This window comes from Acinetobacter sp. 1000160 (assembly GCF_000588715.1).
Classification (GTDB): domain Bacteria; phylum Pseudomonadota; class Gammaproteobacteria; order Pseudomonadales; family Moraxellaceae; genus Acinetobacter; species Acinetobacter courvalinii.
Genome location: NZ_JFWP02000003.1, coordinates 1 through 18,518 on the forward strand (window position 1 = coordinate 1; position 18,518 = coordinate 18,518).

Consider the following 18,518-nt stretch of genomic DNA (forward strand, 5'->3'; position numbering starts at 1 on the left):
GTATTCTCAATTTCTGGTCGTGGTACTGTAGTAACAGGCCGTGTAGAAGCTGGTATCGTTAAAGTTGGTGAAGAAGTCGAGATCGTTGGTATTAAAGATACAGTTAAAACAACTGTAACTGGCGTAGAAATGTTCCGTAAACTTCTTGACGAAGGCCGTGCAGGTGAGAACTGTGGTATCTTGCTTCGTGGTACTAAGCGTGAAGACGTACAACGTGGTCAAGTACTTGCTAAACCAGGTACAATCAAGCCACACACTAAATTCGATGCAGAAGTATACGTACTTTCTAAAGAAGAAGGTGGTCGTCACACTCCATTCCTTAACGGTTACCGTCCACAGTTCTACTTCCGTACAACTGACGTAACTGGCGCGATCAAATTACAAGATGGCGTAGAAATGGTAATGCCTGGTGACAACGTAGAAATGTCAGTAGAGTTAATCCACCCGATCGCAATGGACCCAGGTCTACGTTTTGCGATCCGTGAAGGTGGTCGTACTGTAGGTGCTGGTGTTGTTGCTAAAGTAACTGCATAATCGCCTAGAGTGATAAAAAAACACCCCATTGGGGTGTTTTTTTTGTTTATTGTTAGACAATCCATTGGTAAGAGTGTCCTAAACTGATAGCTTGCTGTCCCAAACTGCACTTAATTGATTTGCATAACCACGTAATATAAAACGCAAGAAACAGACAAAAGTGCTCAGTGGAAAGTTCCACTGAAAAGGAGTTGGCAGCATGAATGCTAAAGTAAATATTTCAAATCGTGCGGGTGCAAGCTTCCCAGTCCGTCGTATGAACTTTGATTTTGATCAGGTCCCTGAATACTGGATGAATGGTTCGGCGGGGTTAACCCACTTCATGACAGGTTTATCTGCGCTGTTCCCAGATGGTGAAAAATTATTTATTGATGCAGTGCGTGCGGTTCGTTATTACCCGGCGATTAAAGACAATGAAGAGCTACAAAAAGAAATCAGTGCCTTTATTGGTCAGGAAGCCATGCATACGCAAGAGCATGTTAATTTTAATGCCTCAGCCCAGAAATATGGCCATGATGTCAGAACGTTAGAACGGATCACGGGGCGTTATATCCAGTTTGCATTAAGCAACTTTTCTAAGGTGGTCAAACCTTTTGGTATGACCCGAGAAATGGTCAATCTCACCGCAACCACAGCCTTAGAGCATTTTACGGCGACCATTGCTTCTGAATTATTACGTAACCCGCATATTCAGGACTTAATGACCGATGACACCATGTCCTATATGTGGTTCTGGCATGCAGTCGAGGAAAATGAACATAAAGCCGTGGCTTATGATGTTTATGAAGCAGTATTTGGTAAAGGTTTCAAAGCCTATAGCTTGCGTACCTCTGCGCTGGTATTTGCCATGGCCTTGATTTTTATCCTCCAGTCTTATTTCACTTTACGTTTGTTGCAACAGGACAAGAAGCTGAACTTTAAAGAATTGGCCATGATTTATAAATATGGTTATAGCCCTTCAAAAGGCATTATTACCGGCATGGCCGGGGAGATGCTGGCTTATTTTAAACCTGGTTTCCATCCTAATGATCTGGATACAGTTCAGCTGTTAAAAGACTGGAAAGCAAAACTTGGTTTCTAACTTTTCATTTTGAAGTGTATGGTTTAAAAAGGGCAATCAAAATTGCCCTTTTTTATTTTGTAGCCTTTATTTCATAGATGATTTTTAGTGTGGTGACATGTCCTAATATGATGTTTTTCTGACCTTATCTGCACTTATGAGAACGACTGAAAAGGGCGTATAAATGAACTATTCAGCATGATTTATCAAGAATATTCACGGATAGGAGAAAAGGGTATGAATGCTAAAGTCAATATTTCAAACCGAGCTGGCGCCAGTTTCCCTGTACGCCGAATGGATTTTGAATTTGGTGAAGTACCACGTTACTGGGCCAATGGAGATGCTGCCTTAACCCATTTTATGACTGCGCTTTCAGCACTATTTCCAGAAGGTGAGCAATTCTTTGTAAATAGTACCCGTGCAGTCCGTAATGATCCTAAACTGGCTGACCCGAGATTGCAGAGAGAAATCAGTGCCTTCATTGGTCAGGAAGCGATGCATTCAAAAGAGCATTTGGCTTTCAATGCATCTGCCCAGGCCTATGGATACAATGTCCGTAAAATGGAAGCACAAACCGGCCTTTTGATTAATCGAACCATTGGAATAACCTCTAGACTCCTGAAACCTTTTGGTTTCACCAAAGAAATGATCAGTTTGACCGGGACCTGTGCCTTAGAACACTTTACCTCGACCATTGCCGAAGAGTTATTGAGTAATCCGGATATCCAGGCCATGTTTATGGATGAGACCATGTACCATTTATGGATGTGGCATGCGGTAGAGGAAAATGAGCATAAGGCCGTCGCTTTTGATGTATATGAGTCGATGTATGGTCAGGGTGCTAAAGCCTATTTTATGCGTTCATTGGCCTTGGTAATTGCCATGGGGCTGATCTTTATTACCCAATCTTATTTCACTGCAAAATTACTGCAGGTAGATGGCAAACTGACCTGGCGTGATAGCAAGTACATGCTGAAGTTTATGTATGGTTATAAAGGCTTTATGACACGTCAGATTCCAACATTGCTGTCTTTCTTAAGACCGAAATTTCATCCCAATGATGACGATACGACCGAACTGCTGAATAAATGGCGGGCTGAATTGGGCTTTAATCCAAGTTAATGTTCAAGGGCAGTAAAACTGCCCATTTTTTTATTCAATTTTCAGCTGAAATTGTCGATAATCTGCCACAGTAATTTTTAGAGTGTTAACTTGTGATTCGATTGATGCGAGACAGTGATCTGGAAAGTGTGGCAGCCATTGAACGCTTGGTCCAGACCCATCCATGGAATAAGCAGCAGTTTCAGGAGTCTTTAGCTTCATATCAATGTACGGTTTACGAACAGGCTAATCAGGTGGTCGGTTTTTGTATTCTGCAGCCCGTTCTGGATGAGGCAAACCTGTTACTGATGGCAATTCATCCAAGTCAGCAGGGCAAGGGTCTTGGTTATAAATTATTGGACCAATCTATCCAGCAATTAAAAAACAATCCGATCCAGATTTTTTTAGAAGTGCGTGAGAGCAACACAGCCGCGATCCGTTTGTATGAAAAAACAGGTTTTCATCAAATTGATGTGCGCAAAAACTATTATCCGAATCCGGATGGTTCCAGAGAGCATGCCGTGATTATGGTTAAGACATGCACAGATGATTTTGCAGCGTTATTTAATAATTAAATTATTCCATTCAGAGGGTAAGGTACTCATCAATGAATTCCCGAGTTGCTGGATTTCATTGTCTGCGAGTGGGCGGTTGAGTCTGCGCCATTGACCATCCAGTAATAATTCCAGTGGGGTATATTGCGATTTATAATTCATTTTATCTGAATGCGGGACCCAATAACCCAGATATAAATACTCCAGATTCAAGCTGCGGACATATTCAATCTGTTTCAGGATTGCGAACACACCTAAGGAGCGGCGTTGCTCATCAGGATCGAAGAAAGTATAAACTGCTGACAGTCCATCATCCATCAGATCACAGGTGGAGACCGCGACCAATTTCTGGTCTTTCCATAGTTCAATAAAGAAGCTTTCGGTGCAGCTATGCACCAGAAATTTTTCAAACTGATCCAGACTGGCTGGGTACATATCGCCATCTGAGTGGCGTTCATTGATATAGCGTTCATATAAATCGTAATGTTGCTGCGTGGCCTGCGAGGTCGGCAGAATACTCATTTGTAAATCTTGATTGCGTTTCCAAGCCTTTTTCTGGCTGCTATTCATGCTGAATTCTTGCACGGGAACACGACAGGATAAACATTGACGACATAAGTGACATTCAGGACGATAGACAAAATCACCACTACGACGAAAACCCACACGAGAAAGTTCTGACAATGTCACCACATCAATACGGTGAATCGGGTCCAGAAAGACCATCCGCGCAGATTTATTATCGAGATAACTACAATCATGCGGTGGGGTAATGTAGTACTGTAAGTCATTTAAAAGGGACTTGGGTTGGTATGATTTCATTAATCTGTCCCTCCAAGGTGTTAATCCGTTAACCGTCTAATGTGGCAAAAACTGCTATTGTTTTACTTGAAAATACACGTTCTTGATAACTTTTCCAATTGATAGAGGGGGCAATAATTACATCTTGTAACGATTTAAGATAGGCTTGGCGAGAAAGTGTACTCGCACCCAAGCTTAAAAGATGATCATTGACCAGCTGGCAATCAATCCACGGCAACTGATTTTCCTGTCCAATCAGCATCAAGGTATAGAACGCCATTTTTGAAACATCGGTTTCTGTGCTAAACATGGATTCACCAAAACAGCCTTTGCCAATGCTGACGCCATACAAACCACCCACCAGTTTCTCTTCCTGCCAGACTTCAACACTATAGGCATAGCCCGCATTAAATAAGTCATAATAGCCTTGAATAATGTCTTCACTGATCCAGGTTTCATTGGCATAACTGCGAGGTAAGGAACAGGAACGAATCACCTGTTCAAAAGCATGATTCACGGTGATTCGATAATCGTGTTTTTTCATGTTCCGAAGTAATGATTTACTCGGTTTATAGGCATGAGGTTCAATAATGCAACGAGGTTCGGGACTCCACCAGCAAATCGGTTCATCGGCATTGAACCAAGGAAACAGGCCATGCGTATAGGCTTCATATAATGTAGAGGGGCTAAGATCAGCACCAATACAGATAAAACCTTGGCCTTCTGGATCGGCTTCTACAGGATCAGGAAAAATATATTGAGAAGGGGGAAGCGGTTGCATAGCAAACAAAGTAAATAAGAATAATTCTAAACTAACTGAACTGCGCAGGAATGGCAATCCTTAAGCAGAATCAGCTTGGGTCATGCCCAAGAAGAATGTGCATGACTGTGACAGAGGATTGGGGGAATTTTAACCTGATCCTAGTGGGTATAATAAAAAACCACCAATGAATGGTGGTTTTTCTGTTTTGGTCTAATTAGTTTAGATTATCCAGATATTTTTCTGCATCAAGCGCTGCCATACAGCCTGAACCCGCTGAAGTAATCGCTTGACGATAAACGCTATCTGCGACATCACCCGCTGCGAATACACCTTCAATAGAAGCCGCAGTTGCATTACCTGCCGTACCGCTGTGTACCTGAATATAGCCATCACGTAAGTTCAATTGTCCATCAAACATACTGGTATTAGGTTTATGGCCGATTGCAACAAACAGACCTTGAACCTGAACATCCTGAGTGCTTGCATCTTGGGTCGATTTAATACGAACAGCGGTTACACCGGTATTGTCACCTAAGACTTCATCGACCTGATGGTTCCAGATAATACTGATTTTGCCTTCTTTTTCTTTGGCAAACAGGTGATCTTGCAAGATTTTCTCTGAACGTAAGCTATCGCGACGATGCACCAGCGTAACATGCGCTGCAATATTCGAAAGATACAGCGCTTCTTCAACGGCAGTGTTACCGCCACCAACCACCATCACATTCTGGTTCTTATAGAAAAAACCATCACAGGTCGCACAGGCACTGACGCCTTGACCCATAAAGGCAGCTTCAGATTCGAGGCCTAAATATTGTGCGGTTGCCCCTGTTGCAATAATCAGCGCATCACATGTGTACTCTTCCATATCACCTTTCAGCACGAATGGACGAGTCTTAAGATCAACTTCATTGATATGATCATAGACGATTTCTGTACCGAAACGTTCTGCATGGGCTTGCATACGTTCCATCAGTACAGGACCGGTTAATCCTTCAGGGTCACCAGGCCAGTTATCAACTTCAGTAGTTGTGGTTAACTGACCACCAAGTTGTATACCAGCAATGAGTGTCGGTTTGAGATTCGCACGTGCTGCATAGACTGCCGCACTATAACCTGCAGGACCAGAACCCAAAATAATTAACCGTGAGTGACGAGCGCTCATTAAAGAACATCCTTTTTATATTGAAACTGCTAAAATTATACGTGAATCGAGAGGGGAGTGGGGCAAATCGATCCGGATAATATTGATTAACTCAATCGAATTGGGCTATATCCGTGCAGAATGTTAACAACAACAGTAAATAATCGTGCATCTTTTTTGTAAGAACGAGTGCATAATATAAAACTTATTGATTAAGGTAAGTTAGGCCTTAAAAGATACCAACAAATAACGAATTGGGTTACAGGACTGTATATGACTGCGGTGTCAAGTGTTTATGCACAACGCTTTTTAATGACATTATTTTTGATTTCCTTTGGCATTTATTTATTTCTTGCCACAGTCACCTATACACCGTTTGATCCGGGGTGGATGCATATTTCCAGCGATACCCAGCAGGTTTCGAACGCAAGCGGTGTGGCCGGTGCTTGGATCGCAGATTTACTCTTTGGCTTTCTGGGATGGGCAAGCCTGCTTATTCCCTTGTTCCTGTTTATAGAAGCGATTCAGGTCTGGTGGCCGAGAAGCTTTTTGAACCGCCCATTTCGTTATGCAGCCCAGTTCTTCCTGATTCTTTCAATTTCAAGTTTGTTGTATCTACATTGGAATATGCCGGCAGATACGCTGGAGAATGCCGCTGGCGGTATTATCGGTTATGAGTTGGGGGGAAGTCTCTCTCAATTGCTGACGATTTATGGTGCGACCTTATTTTTACTCGCTTTCAGTATCTTGTTGCTGACTTTGGCTTTTGGGATTCAGTGGAACAAAACCTGGGTAACCTTGAAGAATACGCCTGCGTATTTGCAAGACCTGTTCTATAAGAACGTGCCACAAAATGAATCTGCATATGATTTAACCGAACAGTTGACGCCGGCTGAAACACCAGCGGTCACGACCAAGGCTCAAGCAGAGAGCGAGAGTCAGGATAATACAAACCAGAGCAAAACCGATCAGGTTCAGGCCAAGCTGATTAAAATTGATGATTCACACCATCAACTCATGGCTGAAAAATTATTTGCCGATGTGGTGGCGAAAGAACAGCAACAAAGCGCTGAGCCGCATCCAGCGAATGTGCCAGATGAAGAGTTCGAGCAGACCTTACAACGTGCACGTCAATTTGAAACTGAAAGTCAGCGTTTAGTCAAAACAGGTGAAGTATGGCGTGCATTACAACGTGATGATGTCAGTCATAAACAGGAGATTGATGCATTACTCCGTGCTGCTGATGAGTCAGCTCAGATGACTACAGCACTTGAACCCTCAGCCCACGCTGAAGCGGTTATGCAGCAAGCCAATGCCAGCCATCTGGACTGGAATGATGACCAGATCTTTGATGAGCTGTTGGCCGCGGTACCGAATAGTAAAACTGCTACAGATGCGCATACGCCATTCACGCAAAACGTTCCGGCAATGCCGCATACGCCGGTTGAGCAGGAAAACGAGTTTGAGGCGGACATTGAAGCCCTGATTCATGAATCTAATCAGAACAATGGTGCTCAAACTCCTGCTACTGTACAAAATACCGTACACGAGGAAAAACCGCATGCTGTTGCAGAGGAATTTGATGAATTCAATGATCTTCTGGTTGAGGAGGAGCGTGAACATGCTGCTGCTCCACGCACTACAAGTTATGCACAGTCATCTGCTTTCGTCAAAGCACCGATTGAAGTGAAGTCTGCACCGAAAGAAGCTTTGTCTAAAGAAGCATTTATTGAAGCATGGCAAGAAACAGCAGGTAAAGCTGAACCCGAGCCAGACTTTGATCTTGAAGAAGATTTTGATCTGGATGCACCTTTAACCGATGCATTTGGCCGTCCAATGTCACGCGCCATGCAAGTCGCGCAAAAACGCCATGATCTGCCGACCTTACCGGGTCTGGAATTGCTGGATGAAGTCGATCCAAATAAAAAGGTCAATTTTACTGCCGAGCAATTAGCCCGTCTTTCTGAACTTTTAGAGATCAAATTACAAGAGTTTAACGTCAAGGCTCAGGTGGTCGAAGCCCAGCCGGGACCCGTAGTAACACGCTTTGAACTCGATCTTGCACCTGGTGTAAAAGCCTCTAAAGTCACCAATATTTCTCGCGATCTGGCACGTTCCATGTCGATGGCATCGGTCCGTGTGGTTGAAGTGATTGCAGGAAAACCATATATCGGAATTGAAGTACCGAATAGCAGCCGTGAAATGGTACGCTTGATTGAGTTGTTGAAAACGCCAGCGTTTGAAGACCCTGCGGGTATGCTCTCTATGGCGATGGGTAAAGACATTTCAGGCAATCCTGTTATTACTGACCTTGGTAAAGCGCCGCATATGCTGGTTGCGGGGACCACAGGTTCGGGTAAGTCGGTTGCAGTGAACTCGATGATTTTATCGATGTTGCTGAAATATACACCAGAGCAGCTTCGCCTGATCCTGATCGATCCAAAACAACTGGAATTGGCCAACTATAACGATATTCCTCATCTACTCACACCTGTTGTCACCGACATGAAAGATGCGGTTAGCGCATTAAACTGGTGTGTCAATGAGATGGAACGTCGTTATAAACTGATGTCATTCCTGAAAATCCGTAAGCTCAGTGACTATAACCGTAAGGTTGAAGAAGCCATTGCCAATGGTGAAGACTTGATTGATCCAACCTGGAAAGCCAGTGACTCAGTTGTGGGCGAACGTGCGCCGCGTTTAACGCCGTTACCTTCCATTGTGATCGTGGCCGATGAATTTGCCGACATGATTATGCAGGTCGGTAAAAAGGCTGAAGAAATGATTACCCGTCTGGCACAGAAATCTCGTGCTGCGGGGATTCACCTGTTACTTGCAACACAACGTCCATCGGTAGATGTGATTACTGGTCTGATCAAGGCGAATATTCCAACTCGTGTGGCATTACGTGTCAACAGTAAGATTGACTCGCGCACCATTTTGGATGCGGGTGGGGCAGAAGACTTGCTTGGTCATGGTGATATGCTGTTCCTTGGCCCTGGTAAAATTGAACCTGAGCGTGTCCATGGAGCCTTCATTAGTGATGATGAAGTGAACCGTATTTGTGACGCGTGGCGTGAACGTGGTGAGCCAGATTACGTGGATGAGATTCTCACGCCATTTGATGAAGAGCCTACATCGCGTGGTTTTGAAGATGGGGATGGTGATCCAAGCCGAGATGCGCTGTATGATCAATGTGTCTCTTTCGTTCTAGAAACTCGAAAAGCATCGACTTCATCATTACAGCGTAAATTTAGCCTGGGTTATAACCGTGCAGCGCGAATCATTGACCAGATGGAAGAAAATGGCATCGTCAGCTCGATGGGTGCCAATGGTAAACGGGATATTCTGGTTTAACCCAAATATCCCCTAAAAAAAGCCTCGTTATCGAGGCTTTTTTGTTTTAGGTTTTCAAATTTTTATATGGTAAAAATCACGTTTTTTATTTAAGCTTGCCCTTTAAAATCTCAACCTTGAGGTGAGTCGTGTTCGTTGCATTAACTACACTCATTTTTATTCATTTCTGTGCCTTGATTACACCTGGACCTGACTTTTTCTTAGTCTCACAAACCGCAATTAGCCGCTCGCGTAAAGAAGCCTTGCTGGTGGTACTGGGGATTTGTCTAGGAGCAATGTTGTGGTCACTGCTTGCCTTGATGGGACTCAATATCATCTTTGAAAAAATGGCATGGCTTAAGCAAGGACTGTTGATCGCTGGCGGGCTATATTTGTGCTGGCTTGGTTTTCAAATGCTTCGCTCTGCTTTCTCTAAAAATAACCAAACCACAAATCCAATAAGCTTACCTCAGTCACCTTATTTATTTTTTATGAAAGGCTTGTTGACCAATCTTTCCAATCCTAAAGCCATTATCTATTTTGGCAGTGTCTTCTCACTGTTTCTGGCAAACCCACTATTTGACCAGCATCATTCTTTACTTTTTATTATTGTTTCGATTGAAACGATTTTATGGTTTGTCCTGGTCGCTTTTGTATTTTCTCTGCCGACATTTCGCAATGCATACCAAAACTTTGCCAAATGGATTGATGGTGTTTCAGGCGGGATATTTACTTTACTCGGTATTTATCTGATCGGCAGCCGCTAATTCAGGGATAACAAAGCCTGCATCATGCAGGCTATCTGATATACGCCAATCTTATGATCTTTTTAACCCTTAAACTTCAAGAAAAAACCCCATTAATAACAAGATCCAGAAGATAGACCCAATAATAATCACAAAAATTTGAGCAATATTAAATTTTTCCTGTATCACCGCATTAAGTTGATCATCCTGTTTTTTGGCATGATTAAGGGCTACAAAAGCGGGAATAAGGAACATGAAACTGACTGATGAAATTAACCAGTAAGGATCTGGTAAGTTGGCGAATACTAAGGCGAAAAGGATATAGCCGATATACATCCAGCCTGCAGAAAACTTCTGAACATCGCCTTGCGCTTTGGCATATTCCCGGATTTTTTTTAAACAGGGAATATAAGAAGAAAATAGAAAAAATAGCTCGGGCAGCCGGCATGATATTTAAATGATCTTTAATTGCGAAAAAGCGCCATGCCTTAAAAATCCACCATAGCTCGTATAACCCTAAAGAAATAATTGATAAAAAGATAAACCTTTTTAAGCTAATAATGGTTAAATCGGCTAAATGATGGTTTACAGGATCAGTTTTAATTACAGTTGTGTTTTGATCAGTCATGGTCTTAGTTAGAATAGCTAAAATATAAAAATTGTATTATTGGCAATCTATTTATCAGAGAATTTAAGAAATATCATTATTTTAATTAAAAACCACATAATTTACGCTTCAATTTATTGATATTGATAAATTATGTGGCCTTTATTGTAGCGTTGATTAAGCAAACTTCGCTAAAACTTCCAGAAAACCCTCTTTCTGGCGAGGAAATTGTGCAATCACATCATGAATGCGTTGGCCTTCAGGATTGGTTGCATTCAAGTCACGGCCATCTGCCAGGAACTTGGTAAGCAAGCGCTCATAATCATTTGGACGCATATGTTTGAAGGCATGGTAGAGCACATGAAAGTCGGCATTTACGCCAGCTGGAGGAAGCTGGTTAAGGTAGGCAAACACACGCTCATCTGACCATTCTTCATTGAAAGTTGCTGGCTGTGATAATGCCATGACAATCTCCTCAGTCTTATAAAATAATAAAGGCAAAATATGAGGCAGGATGAGAAAAGTCATACTTTTCAAATTCTGCGACGTATTTTGCCCTTATTTACAAAAAATCGCTAATGAAAAAACTTCTAACGATCTTCAGGTAAATTGATATTCATTTCTAGCATTTCAATGTTTGCTTCTGAACGAACCTGCATTTGAATATGCTGTTCATCCACCCCACGAACATAACGACTCACAACCTGCATGATTTCTTTTTTCATTTGGTCGATTTTGTCTTGGCCTAAGCGACGGCCCAAGCCTTGTTCAGATGCCACAATAACTTTTAAACGATCTTTGGCAGTTTGTGCACTTGATGGTTTTTCATCACTGCTAAAAAGTTTACTCCAGAATCCTGCCATAATTACGCTCCAAATAGTCTAGCTAACCAACCTTTTGGCTGTACTGCAATGTGTCGATAAGGACGGTCTTCGCCAAGGAAGCGAGCCACTAAGTCATCATAGGCTTGTCCAGCTTTTTCATCTGAATACAGAATTACTGGTTTACCTTCGTTTGATGCTTGAAGTACGCTTGGGCACTCAGGAATTACCCCTAAAGTCGGCACACGTAAAATATCTTTAGAAATATCGTCGATCGTTAACATTTCCTGTTTATCCGCACGTTCCGGATTGAAACGGGTGATACATAAATGCTTACGGATACGACCTTCGTTTTGTTCAACTTTTTTGGTTTTGCTATCAAGCATACCAATAATACGGTCAGAGTCACGCACTGATGAGATTTCAGGGTTGGTCACAATGATCGCTTCATCGGCATGATACATGGCTAGAATCGCACCACGCTCGATACCAGCAGGCGAGTCACAGATGATGTAATCGAATTCTTGCGAAAGTTCGTCGATCACACGTGCCACACCATCATCACTCAACGCATCTTTATCGCGGGTTTGTGACGCAGGGAGAATATATAAGTTTTCAATATCTTTATCACGGATGAGTGCTTGTTGTAAGCGAGCTTCATTATTGATGACATTGACAAAGTCATAAACTACACGGCGTTCGCAGCCCATGATCAAATCAAGATTACGTAAACCCACATCGAAATCGATCACAACAGTTTTATGACCACGTAGGGCTAAACCTGTTGCAAAAGATGCGCTTGTTGTAGTTTTACCTACACCACCTTTGCCTGACGTTACGACAACAATTTTGGCCACCGAATCCACTCCTATTTATGGTCATACGCCCCTAAAAGGGCTTTTTTGGTGTTTAATGAGATAAATTAAAACTGCAAGGCCTCAAATTCAAGTTCTTGCTTGTTATTTAAATAAATATGTACAGACTTTTTGATCATATCTTTTGGAATATCATCGGCTACACAATAGGTCCCTGCAATCGAGATGAGTTCGGCTTCTAGCGAATGGCAGAAAATACGTGCTGCAGCTTGTCCACCTGCACCAGCAATGACTCTACCACGAGCATTGCCATAAATGTGAATATTTCCAGATGCAATCACTTCCGAACCACTATTCATGCCTGCATTTAAAATGATATCACCTTGATCTTGCACCAAACATTGGCCTGTACGCAAAATTTCATCATGATACGAGCTGATATAGGCATTCGATGTGTTTTTTTGTGGTGTTTGTATTGCTGAATTATCTGCGGCTTTTGCCGGAGCAGGATCAACCACCTGTTCTTTTGAGGCCTTGATACGTTGCAACGGCTGATCGACAGGTAGAACCGGGAACTGAATAGCGCGGGCTTCATCACCCAAGATGCCGTCAATCACTGCCATCGGTTGTAAACCCAGATCAATCAAGAGCTGAATCAAGGCAATCAGTTCTTGCTCAACCGTACTGTCAATAATGACCAGGGTACCGATATAGGAACCTTCATTCAGGGTGCTGGTAAGTTGCTGTCGGATTGCATTATGGTCATTTGTGTCGAACGTGAGTCGACTAAAATTCACCATTCTGCCCGTAATCCGTATATCAGCCATAATTTATCCTTCAGGGCTTTTTAAGCGCTCTATATGTGTTAAAGCAGTTGTAAATAAAAGCAAATGCTAGAACAAATTACACGAATTCTCTAGCTCGATTGGTAATTTTTCTTGTAATCATTCTGCTTTTTTATCCAATTGATCAGATTCTTGCAAAGTTTGCTGCCATTGCTTCACTTTTACTTGTTTTCTGATCGCTTCCAGACTTTCAAATACCACCGATTCGACCAATTCTTCCAGATATTGATTATCAATATTTAACTGGCTGACCTGCTCGGCAATATATTGATAAGTTGCATTTGGTTGCTGAGCTGATCCTGCTATAAAAGGATCAATCAAACCAGCGGTGATATTTTCACCTAAACGTTGACCAATACTTTGAATCTGTTGTTCGATTCTTCCCCCCACAATCGGGATCAAGCGTAATAGTTGCGTCAGTTCCGGCGTATCTTCAATGGCCTGATTGACAATAACGCCAACTTTCTGGGTAATCAGGGGTTGCTGTTGTTGTAATGCTGCAGCAAGCGACTCCTGTAGCATCGAGGCCAAAGTCACCGTAAACAATTGTCGATGATGATCGACCAGATCGTGAATAATTTTTTTATGATGCGAACTGGTTTGCAGTTCATGGCGGATTCCGTCAATCACGGTAATCACAACACGATCTGATAATTCTTCCATGACCACGCGATAATAAAACACGGCTTTGATGCGGATGCCGTCTGGTACGACTTTATAGCCGAGTTCATATAAACGGTAAGCAATCACGCCTGCACGGAACAAACGTAAAAAACGGAAATAGGGAATGATCGCCAGAATTTCATACCAGTGCACAAAAGGAAAAAACCACCAGCGTGCATGGTGTTTTTGCACAATCGACAGAAACCAGCGAATCACCAGTTCAACAATTAAAAAGATAATAAACCAGGCTTCGGTGGTAATCACCCACGGGTGTAGGTGAGTCCGGTAAAACTCCAGCACCGTCGGAAGCTGGATGGTATTAAAAAACCAGCTCCCGATATTGCTCATCAGGAAAAAGTTCATGCCCAAGCAGAACAGGTTAAAAACAATAATAAAGACCATAAAAATGTCATAGACCAGAAACAGCTTGAAGAACTTGCTGTTCGGATTGACATAGTTATATTTAGAGTTGTTTCCTGAGTCCGGCTGGGTCATGTCTTACTACAATTCCTTGTGCAACTATTGATGGTATCTGGCTTTCATCTGGCTAATCAGCTGATCTTTTTCAGTCCAGATCTGGTCTACCCATTTCTGGAAGCGCTCACGGTAAACCGGGTCATCTTCATAATGACCACCCAGTACCCAGTCTGGAATTTCAATCTTACGTAAATCCACGGCGATACGAGACACATCACCGAGCCAGAATTCGCCGTAACCTGGCGCACCATCTGGATAAACAATGGTCATGTCGACCAAAGCATCAATTTTATCGCCGAGAATATTCAGTGCTAAAGCCAGACCACCAGCTTTAGGTTTAAGCAGGTTTTGATAAGGGGATTGCTGTGCAGCATGTTTTTCAGGGGTAAAGCGAGTCCCTTCTAAATAATTCAGTAAGGTAAACGGTTGACTGAGTAACTGTTCACAGGCTTTACGAGCTTCCAGCATATCACGCGATTTGAGTTCCGGATTCTTTGCGATTTGCTCTTTGGTATGGCGTTTCATCATCGGGAAGCCGAGGATTTTGAATGCCTGCCCGACAAATGGAATAAAAATGAGCTCCCATTTGGTAAAGAAGCGGGTCAGCGGCATACGGGTTAGGCCAAAATACTGATTGACCGTGGTATCGACCCAGCTTTGATGGTTGCAGATCATCATATATCGGCCCTGCAAATTCAGATCAAGGCTTTCATCAATGCTGATATCCCAGTGTAGATCTGGCAATACATTGTCAATTAACCAGTTATTTACCCCGAGCCAGCTGTTGGTGATCTGAATATTGGTTTCGTCTACTTTTGATGATTTTTTAAATAATTTGGTTAAACCTAATGCCAGGACAGGAGGACCATGAAAAAATGTACTGCCTGTAATCACTGAACTAACGGTTAATCCTTTACTGACTTTTTGCAATAAGGACGCTTTTTTATTGGCGTTAGACATAAATCGAGCCTTGAGTGCAGAGGTTTGAAAAATGAGATGTTCCAACTATAAACAACAGATGTTGAAATACAACTGTATATTTTCAGATGTTGACAATTTTTATATATTTAAACGGCATAATGCTACTTTTTCCGATTAAATACCGGTTTTCCCAGATTGAGATCAGAAAAGGTATCCATGTGATGAGTGTCACATAAAAAAAATATTGTGTGAAAAGTATAAACATGAAGAAATTGTGATGCTTTATTCAAGTAAAATGCATCAAAATATTACAAAAATACAAATAAAGTGTTTATTATTAACAAAATATCAATGGTCTAGGGCCGTTTTCTCATTCATTATTTGTCCAGACAACAAAATACATAGACAGGAGCTACGCAATGCGTGCATTAGTAATTTCAACACTCGTAGGGGCTGGATTGGTACTTTCTGGTTGCCAAACGACTGGTAATAACATCGGTGGCGTAGAATATGACAAATCTGCTTTAGGTGCATTAATTGGTGCAGCAGCAGGTTATGGCGTATCTAAAGGTAACGCAAATACAAGTAAACAAAACAACCGTGCTGCGGCAATCGGTGCTGTGCTTGGTGCTGCTGGTGGTTTATATCTCGACAATAAAGAGAAAAAATTACGTGAGCAAATGGCTGGTACTGGCGTAGAAGTAGGCCGTAACCCAGATGGTTCTGTTCAGTTAATCATGCCGGGTAGCATTACTTTTGATACCAACAAATCAAACATCAAACCTAACTTCTACAGCACTTTAAACAAAGTAGCGCAAACTTTAGGTGAAGATAACAAGAGTGCGATCTTGGTAACGGGTTATACAGATAATACCGGTAATGATTCAATCAACATCCCATTATCTCAAGCACGTGCGCAATCAGTGAAGAACTACTTAGCTGGTCAAGGCGTATCTTCTAGCCGTATCGATGCACAAGGTTATGGTTCTTCTAACCCGATCGCTTCAAACGCGACTGCTGCTGGTAAAGAGCAAAACCGTCGTGTAGAAATCAGCATTTATGCAAAACAGTAATTTTTACTGATTTCTAAAAAACCACCTTCGGGTGGTTTTTTTATTGTCTATCCAGTCAGGCGACAAGCCGTGGCGCAGCATTTGTACAAGGCATCATAATTTATACATATCCCTGGATTTACTATTGGGTTTCTAAAACATAGATGTCTATAATTGTGCTCGAAAAATCAGGCTCGGAAACGAGAGAGGAATAACCAATGTCATCTGCCAGTCAACTTAATGACAAGCAACTTGAAGCCATGAAATATGTTCAGGGGCCTTTGTTGGTACTCGCAGGTGCAGGTTCGGGTAAAACATCGGTGATTACCCGAAAAGTGGCTTTCCTGGTACAGCAATGTGGCATTCCAGCCTACCGTATTACCGCAATGACCTTTACCAATAAGGCCGCACGTGAAATGAAGGAGCGTGTCGGTAAATTACTGTCACGTGAAGAAGCAAAAGGACTTTCGGTTTCGACCTTCCATACCTTTGGTTTGAATTTACTTCGTCTTGAATTAAAACACTTACCGCTTAAAAACAACTTTTCTATCTTAGATGCGGACGACTGTAAGCGAATCCTGATGGATTTGATGCAGCGTGACAACTTGTCAGGGGCAGAGAGTAAAGAACTGCTGGCCAAGGCAATGAAGAAAATTTCGGACTGGAAAAACGACCTGATCGTTCCAGAACAAGCCCATTCAACCTGTGAAACGGTTGAAGACGTCCAGTTTGCCCATCTTTATCAGCTGTATGAGCGTAACTTGCGTGCCTATAACGCGGTAGACTTTGATGACCTGATTGTCATGCCGACACGTTTGCTTCAGGAAAATGCTGAAGTACGGGATAAATGGCAAAACCGTGTTCGCTATTTGCTGGTCGATGAATATCAGGATACCAACACTGCGCAATATACTCTGGTCAAGCTATTGGTTGGGGTGATGGGGCAGTTTACTGCCGTAGGGGATGATGACCAGTCGATTTATGCATGGCGTGGTGCCAAGCCTGAAAATATGGCGTTATTGAAAGAAGACTTCCATAATCTCAAAGTGATTAAGCTTGAGCAGAACTATCGTTCGACCAGCCGTATTTTAAAAGCGGCCAATGCCGTGATTGAGAATAATCCGCATATTTTCGACAAGAAATTGTGGAGTGATAAGGGGCATGGCGAAAGCATTCGCGTGATTACCTGCCTAAATGACGATGATGAAGCAGAACGCGTGGTGAAAGACCTGATCACGCACAAGTTGATGAACGGTAAAAACTGGAAAGATTATGCGATCTTGTATCGTGGTAACTTCCAGGCTCGCGTGATTGAAACCCAACTGCGCCAGATGCAGATTCCTTATAAATTGTCGGGTGGTCAGTCCTTCTTCGCGCGTGCCGAGATTAAGGATGTGATGAGCTATCTACGTCTTATCATTAACCCTGAAGATGACAGTGCATTCTTGCGTATTATTAATACGCCAAAACGTGCCATTGGTCCGGTGACTTTGGAAAAACTCGGTTTATTTGCCCAGGAAAATACCTTGTCTTTGCTTACGGCATCGTCTGATCAGCGCCTAAGCATGGTGTTGCCGAAGAAAGCGGCCACTCAATTGCATGAGTTTGCAGATTTTATCGCGACATTTACCCGCGAGTTACTTGATGATGATGAGCCGATGCCAAAGGTTCGTCAAATGATCAATGAAGCGGGCTATATCGATTATATCCGCGAACAGGCCGCAACGCCTGCTCAGGAAAAAACCAAGCTCGACAGTATCGAAAGTTTGTATAGCAGTATTCAAAATCTGTTGAATCGAACCGATGATGTCGATGAGAAAAATATTGAAAGTGTAATTCGTAAACTGGTATTGCTGGATATGCTCGAGCAGCAACAGGAAGAAGAAGACACCGATAAGGTGAACTTGTTGACGTTGCATGCGGCAAAAGGTCTGGAGTTCCCTTATGTGTATATGATCGGTCTGGAAGAAGAACTGTTACCGCATAAGAACTCGATTGCATCGGAAACCATCGAAGAAGAACGCCGTTTGATGTATGTGGGCATTACCCGTGCGCGTCAGGGCTTAACTTTGACACTGGCTGAACAGCGTAAGAACGGTGGACAAATGCGTCAGATGACCCCAAGTCGTTTCCTGGACGAAATGCCGCAAGACGATCTGGAATGGCATGGCCGTAAAAAGAAACTGGCACCGAATGTCGATCCAAAAGAGCAGGCGCAGCAGTATCTTGCTAATTTAAAAGCATTGTTGAAACGATAAAAGTTTGTAAGTAGGAAGTT

Annotated in this window: 17 protein-coding genes and 1 pseudogene; 8 read left to right on the forward strand and 10 right to left on the reverse strand. The window is 42.6% G+C overall.

The features are described from left to right. The 4 genes from J699_RS12185 to rimI all read left to right on the forward strand — a co-directional run. A partial coding sequence (locus J699_RS12185) for an EF-Tu/IF-2/RF-3 family GTPase (RefSeq protein ID WP_032882785.1) occupies positions 1-534 on the forward strand: 534 nt, incomplete at its 5' end. Between the two features lie 199 nt (positions 535-733). Continuing rightward, positions 734-1,615: a metal-dependent hydrolase gene (locus J699_RS12180; protein ID WP_032867904.1), complete on the forward strand. Its 882-nt coding sequence runs from the start codon at positions 734-736 to the stop codon at positions 1,613-1,615. A 216-nt stretch (positions 1,616-1,831) separates the two neighbouring features. Beyond that, positions 1,832-2,716, forward strand: coding sequence for a metal-dependent hydrolase (locus J699_RS12175; RefSeq protein WP_032867902.1), 885 nt, complete (start codon positions 1,832-1,834; stop codon positions 2,714-2,716). A 104-nt stretch (positions 2,717-2,820) separates the two neighbouring features. Beyond that, on the forward strand, positions 2,821-3,270 hold the full coding sequence (gene rimI, locus J699_RS12170; protein WP_032867900.1) for a ribosomal protein S18-alanine N-acetyltransferase: 450 nt from the start codon (positions 2,821-2,823) through the stop codon (positions 3,268-3,270). Here the strand turns inward: rimI and J699_RS12165 are convergent. The 3 genes from J699_RS12165 to trxB all read right to left on the reverse strand — a co-directional run bounded on the left by J699_RS12165 (position 3,256) and on the right by trxB (position 5,978). Continuing rightward, positions 3,256-4,071: an arginyltransferase gene (locus J699_RS12165; RefSeq protein ID WP_032867898.1), complete on the reverse strand. Its 816-nt coding sequence runs from the start codon at positions 4,069-4,071 to the stop codon at positions 3,256-3,258. The two genes, rimI and J699_RS12165, sit on opposite strands and share 15 nt — an antisense overlap. 28 nt (positions 4,072-4,099) lie before the next feature. Then, complete coding sequence (aat, locus tag J699_RS12160; RefSeq protein ID WP_032867896.1) at positions 4,100-4,831, reverse strand: leucyl/phenylalanyl-tRNA--protein transferase; 732 nt, start codon at positions 4,829-4,831, stop codon at positions 4,100-4,102. A 196-nt stretch (positions 4,832-5,027) separates the two neighbouring features. Next, complete coding sequence (gene trxB / locus J699_RS12155) at positions 5,028-5,978, reverse strand: thioredoxin-disulfide reductase (RefSeq protein ID WP_005283969.1); 951 nt, start codon at positions 5,976-5,978, stop codon at positions 5,028-5,030. Positions 5,979-6,230: 252 nt separating this feature from the next. Between trxB and J699_RS12150 the strand changes: the two genes are divergently transcribed. Continuing rightward, a complete protein-coding gene (locus J699_RS12150) occupies positions 6,231-9,314 on the forward strand; it encodes a DNA translocase FtsK (protein ID WP_032867890.1) in 3,084 nt (1,027 codons plus the stop codon). 128 nt (positions 9,315-9,442) lie between these two features. After that, the gene (rhtC, locus tag J699_RS12145) at positions 9,443-10,060 is read left to right on the forward strand and encodes a threonine export protein RhtC (RefSeq protein WP_032867888.1); all 618 of its coding nucleotides are present in this window, start codon (positions 9,443-9,445) and stop codon (positions 10,058-10,060) included. Positions 10,061-10,129: 69 nt separating this feature from the next. On the opposite strand, the pseudogene J699_RS19755 reads toward rhtC, so the two are convergent. The 7 genes and pseudogenes from J699_RS19755 to J699_RS12115 form a co-directional block, all read right to left on the reverse strand. Next, positions 10,130-10,667, reverse strand: a pseudogene (locus tag J699_RS19755) (hypothetical protein). 156 nt (positions 10,668-10,823) lie between these two features. Next, complete coding sequence (locus J699_RS12140) at positions 10,824-11,111, reverse strand: PA4642 family protein (RefSeq protein WP_032868277.1); 288 nt, start codon at positions 11,109-11,111, stop codon at positions 10,824-10,826. Positions 11,112-11,236: 125 nt separating this feature from the next. Next, positions 11,237-11,509: a cell division topological specificity factor MinE gene (minE, locus tag J699_RS12135; protein ID WP_004655180.1), complete on the reverse strand. Its 273-nt coding sequence runs from the start codon at positions 11,507-11,509 to the stop codon at positions 11,237-11,239. A gap of 2 nt (positions 11,510-11,511) precedes the next feature. Next, the gene (gene minD, locus J699_RS12130) at positions 11,512-12,324 is read right to left on the reverse strand and encodes a septum site-determining protein MinD (RefSeq protein ID WP_005229058.1); all 813 of its coding nucleotides are present in this window, start codon (positions 12,322-12,324) and stop codon (positions 11,512-11,514) included. 65 nt (positions 12,325-12,389) lie between these two features. After that, positions 12,390-13,109, reverse strand: a complete 720-nt coding sequence (gene minC, locus J699_RS12125; protein WP_005283982.1) for a septum site-determining protein MinC — start codon at positions 13,107-13,109, stop codon at positions 12,390-12,392. Positions 13,110-13,226: 117 nt separating this feature from the next. Then, positions 13,227-14,285 (reverse strand): hypothetical protein, encoded by a 1,059-nt coding sequence (locus J699_RS12120; RefSeq protein WP_032867886.1) that lies wholly within the window; start codon positions 14,283-14,285, stop codon positions 13,227-13,229. 24 nt (positions 14,286-14,309) lie between these two features. Then, positions 14,310-15,227, reverse strand: coding sequence for an acyltransferase (locus J699_RS12115; RefSeq protein WP_009516136.1), 918 nt, complete (start codon positions 15,225-15,227; stop codon positions 14,310-14,312). 380 nt (positions 15,228-15,607) lie between these two features. Between J699_RS12115 and J699_RS12110 the strand changes: the two genes are divergently transcribed. Together J699_RS12110 and rep are read left to right on the forward strand one after the other, a co-directional pair. Next, positions 15,608-16,261, forward strand: a complete 654-nt coding sequence (locus tag J699_RS12110) for an OmpA family protein (protein ID WP_004770962.1) — start codon at positions 15,608-15,610, stop codon at positions 16,259-16,261. A gap of 197 nt (positions 16,262-16,458) precedes the next feature. Further along, positions 16,459-18,498: a DNA helicase Rep gene (gene rep / locus J699_RS12105; protein WP_005229067.1), complete on the forward strand. Its 2,040-nt coding sequence runs from the start codon at positions 16,459-16,461 to the stop codon at positions 18,496-18,498. The last annotated feature ends 20 nt before the right edge of the window (positions 18,499-18,518 follow it).

Excerpts from the sequence above, each read along its gene's own strand:
- trxB (WP_005283969.1), bottom strand. The coding sequence starts at position 5,978 with ATGAGCGCTCGTCACTCACGGTTAATTATTTTGGGTTCTGGTCCTGCA.
- J699_RS12140 (WP_032868277.1), bottom strand. The coding sequence starts at position 11,111 with ATGGCATTATCACAGCCAGCAACTTTCAATGAAGAATGGTCAGATGAG.
- J699_RS12150 (WP_032867890.1), top strand. The coding sequence starts at position 6,231 with ATGACTGCGGTGTCAAGTGTTTATGCACAACGCTTTTTAATGACATTA.
- J699_RS12165 (WP_032867898.1), bottom strand. The coding sequence starts at position 4,071 with ATGAAATCATACCAACCCAAGTCCCTTTTAAATGACTTACAGTACTAC.
- minC (WP_005283982.1), bottom strand. The coding sequence starts at position 13,109 with ATGGCTGATATACGGATTACGGGCAGAATGGTGAATTTTAGTCGACTC.
- J699_RS12120 (WP_032867886.1), bottom strand. The coding sequence starts at position 14,285 with ATGACCCAGCCGGACTCAGGAAACAACTCTAAATATAACTATGTCAAT.
- rep (WP_005229067.1), top strand. The coding sequence starts at position 16,459 with ATGTCATCTGCCAGTCAACTTAATGACAAGCAACTTGAAGCCATGAAA.
- J699_RS12175 (WP_032867902.1), top strand. The coding sequence starts at position 1,832 with ATGAATGCTAAAGTCAATATTTCAAACCGAGCTGGCGCCAGTTTCCCT.
- rimI (WP_032867900.1), top strand. The coding sequence starts at position 2,821 with ATGCGAGACAGTGATCTGGAAAGTGTGGCAGCCATTGAACGCTTGGTC.
- minE (WP_004655180.1), bottom strand. The coding sequence starts at position 11,509 with ATGGCAGGATTCTGGAGTAAACTTTTTAGCAGTGATGAAAAACCATCA.
- J699_RS12180 (WP_032867904.1), top strand. The coding sequence starts at position 734 with ATGAATGCTAAAGTAAATATTTCAAATCGTGCGGGTGCAAGCTTCCCA.
- J699_RS12115 (WP_009516136.1), bottom strand. The coding sequence starts at position 15,227 with ATGTCTAACGCCAATAAAAAAGCGTCCTTATTGCAAAAAGTCAGTAAA.
- J699_RS12110 (WP_004770962.1), top strand. The coding sequence starts at position 15,608 with ATGCGTGCATTAGTAATTTCAACACTCGTAGGGGCTGGATTGGTACTT.
- aat (WP_032867896.1), bottom strand. The coding sequence starts at position 4,831 with ATGCAACCGCTTCCCCCTTCTCAATATATTTTTCCTGATCCTGTAGAA.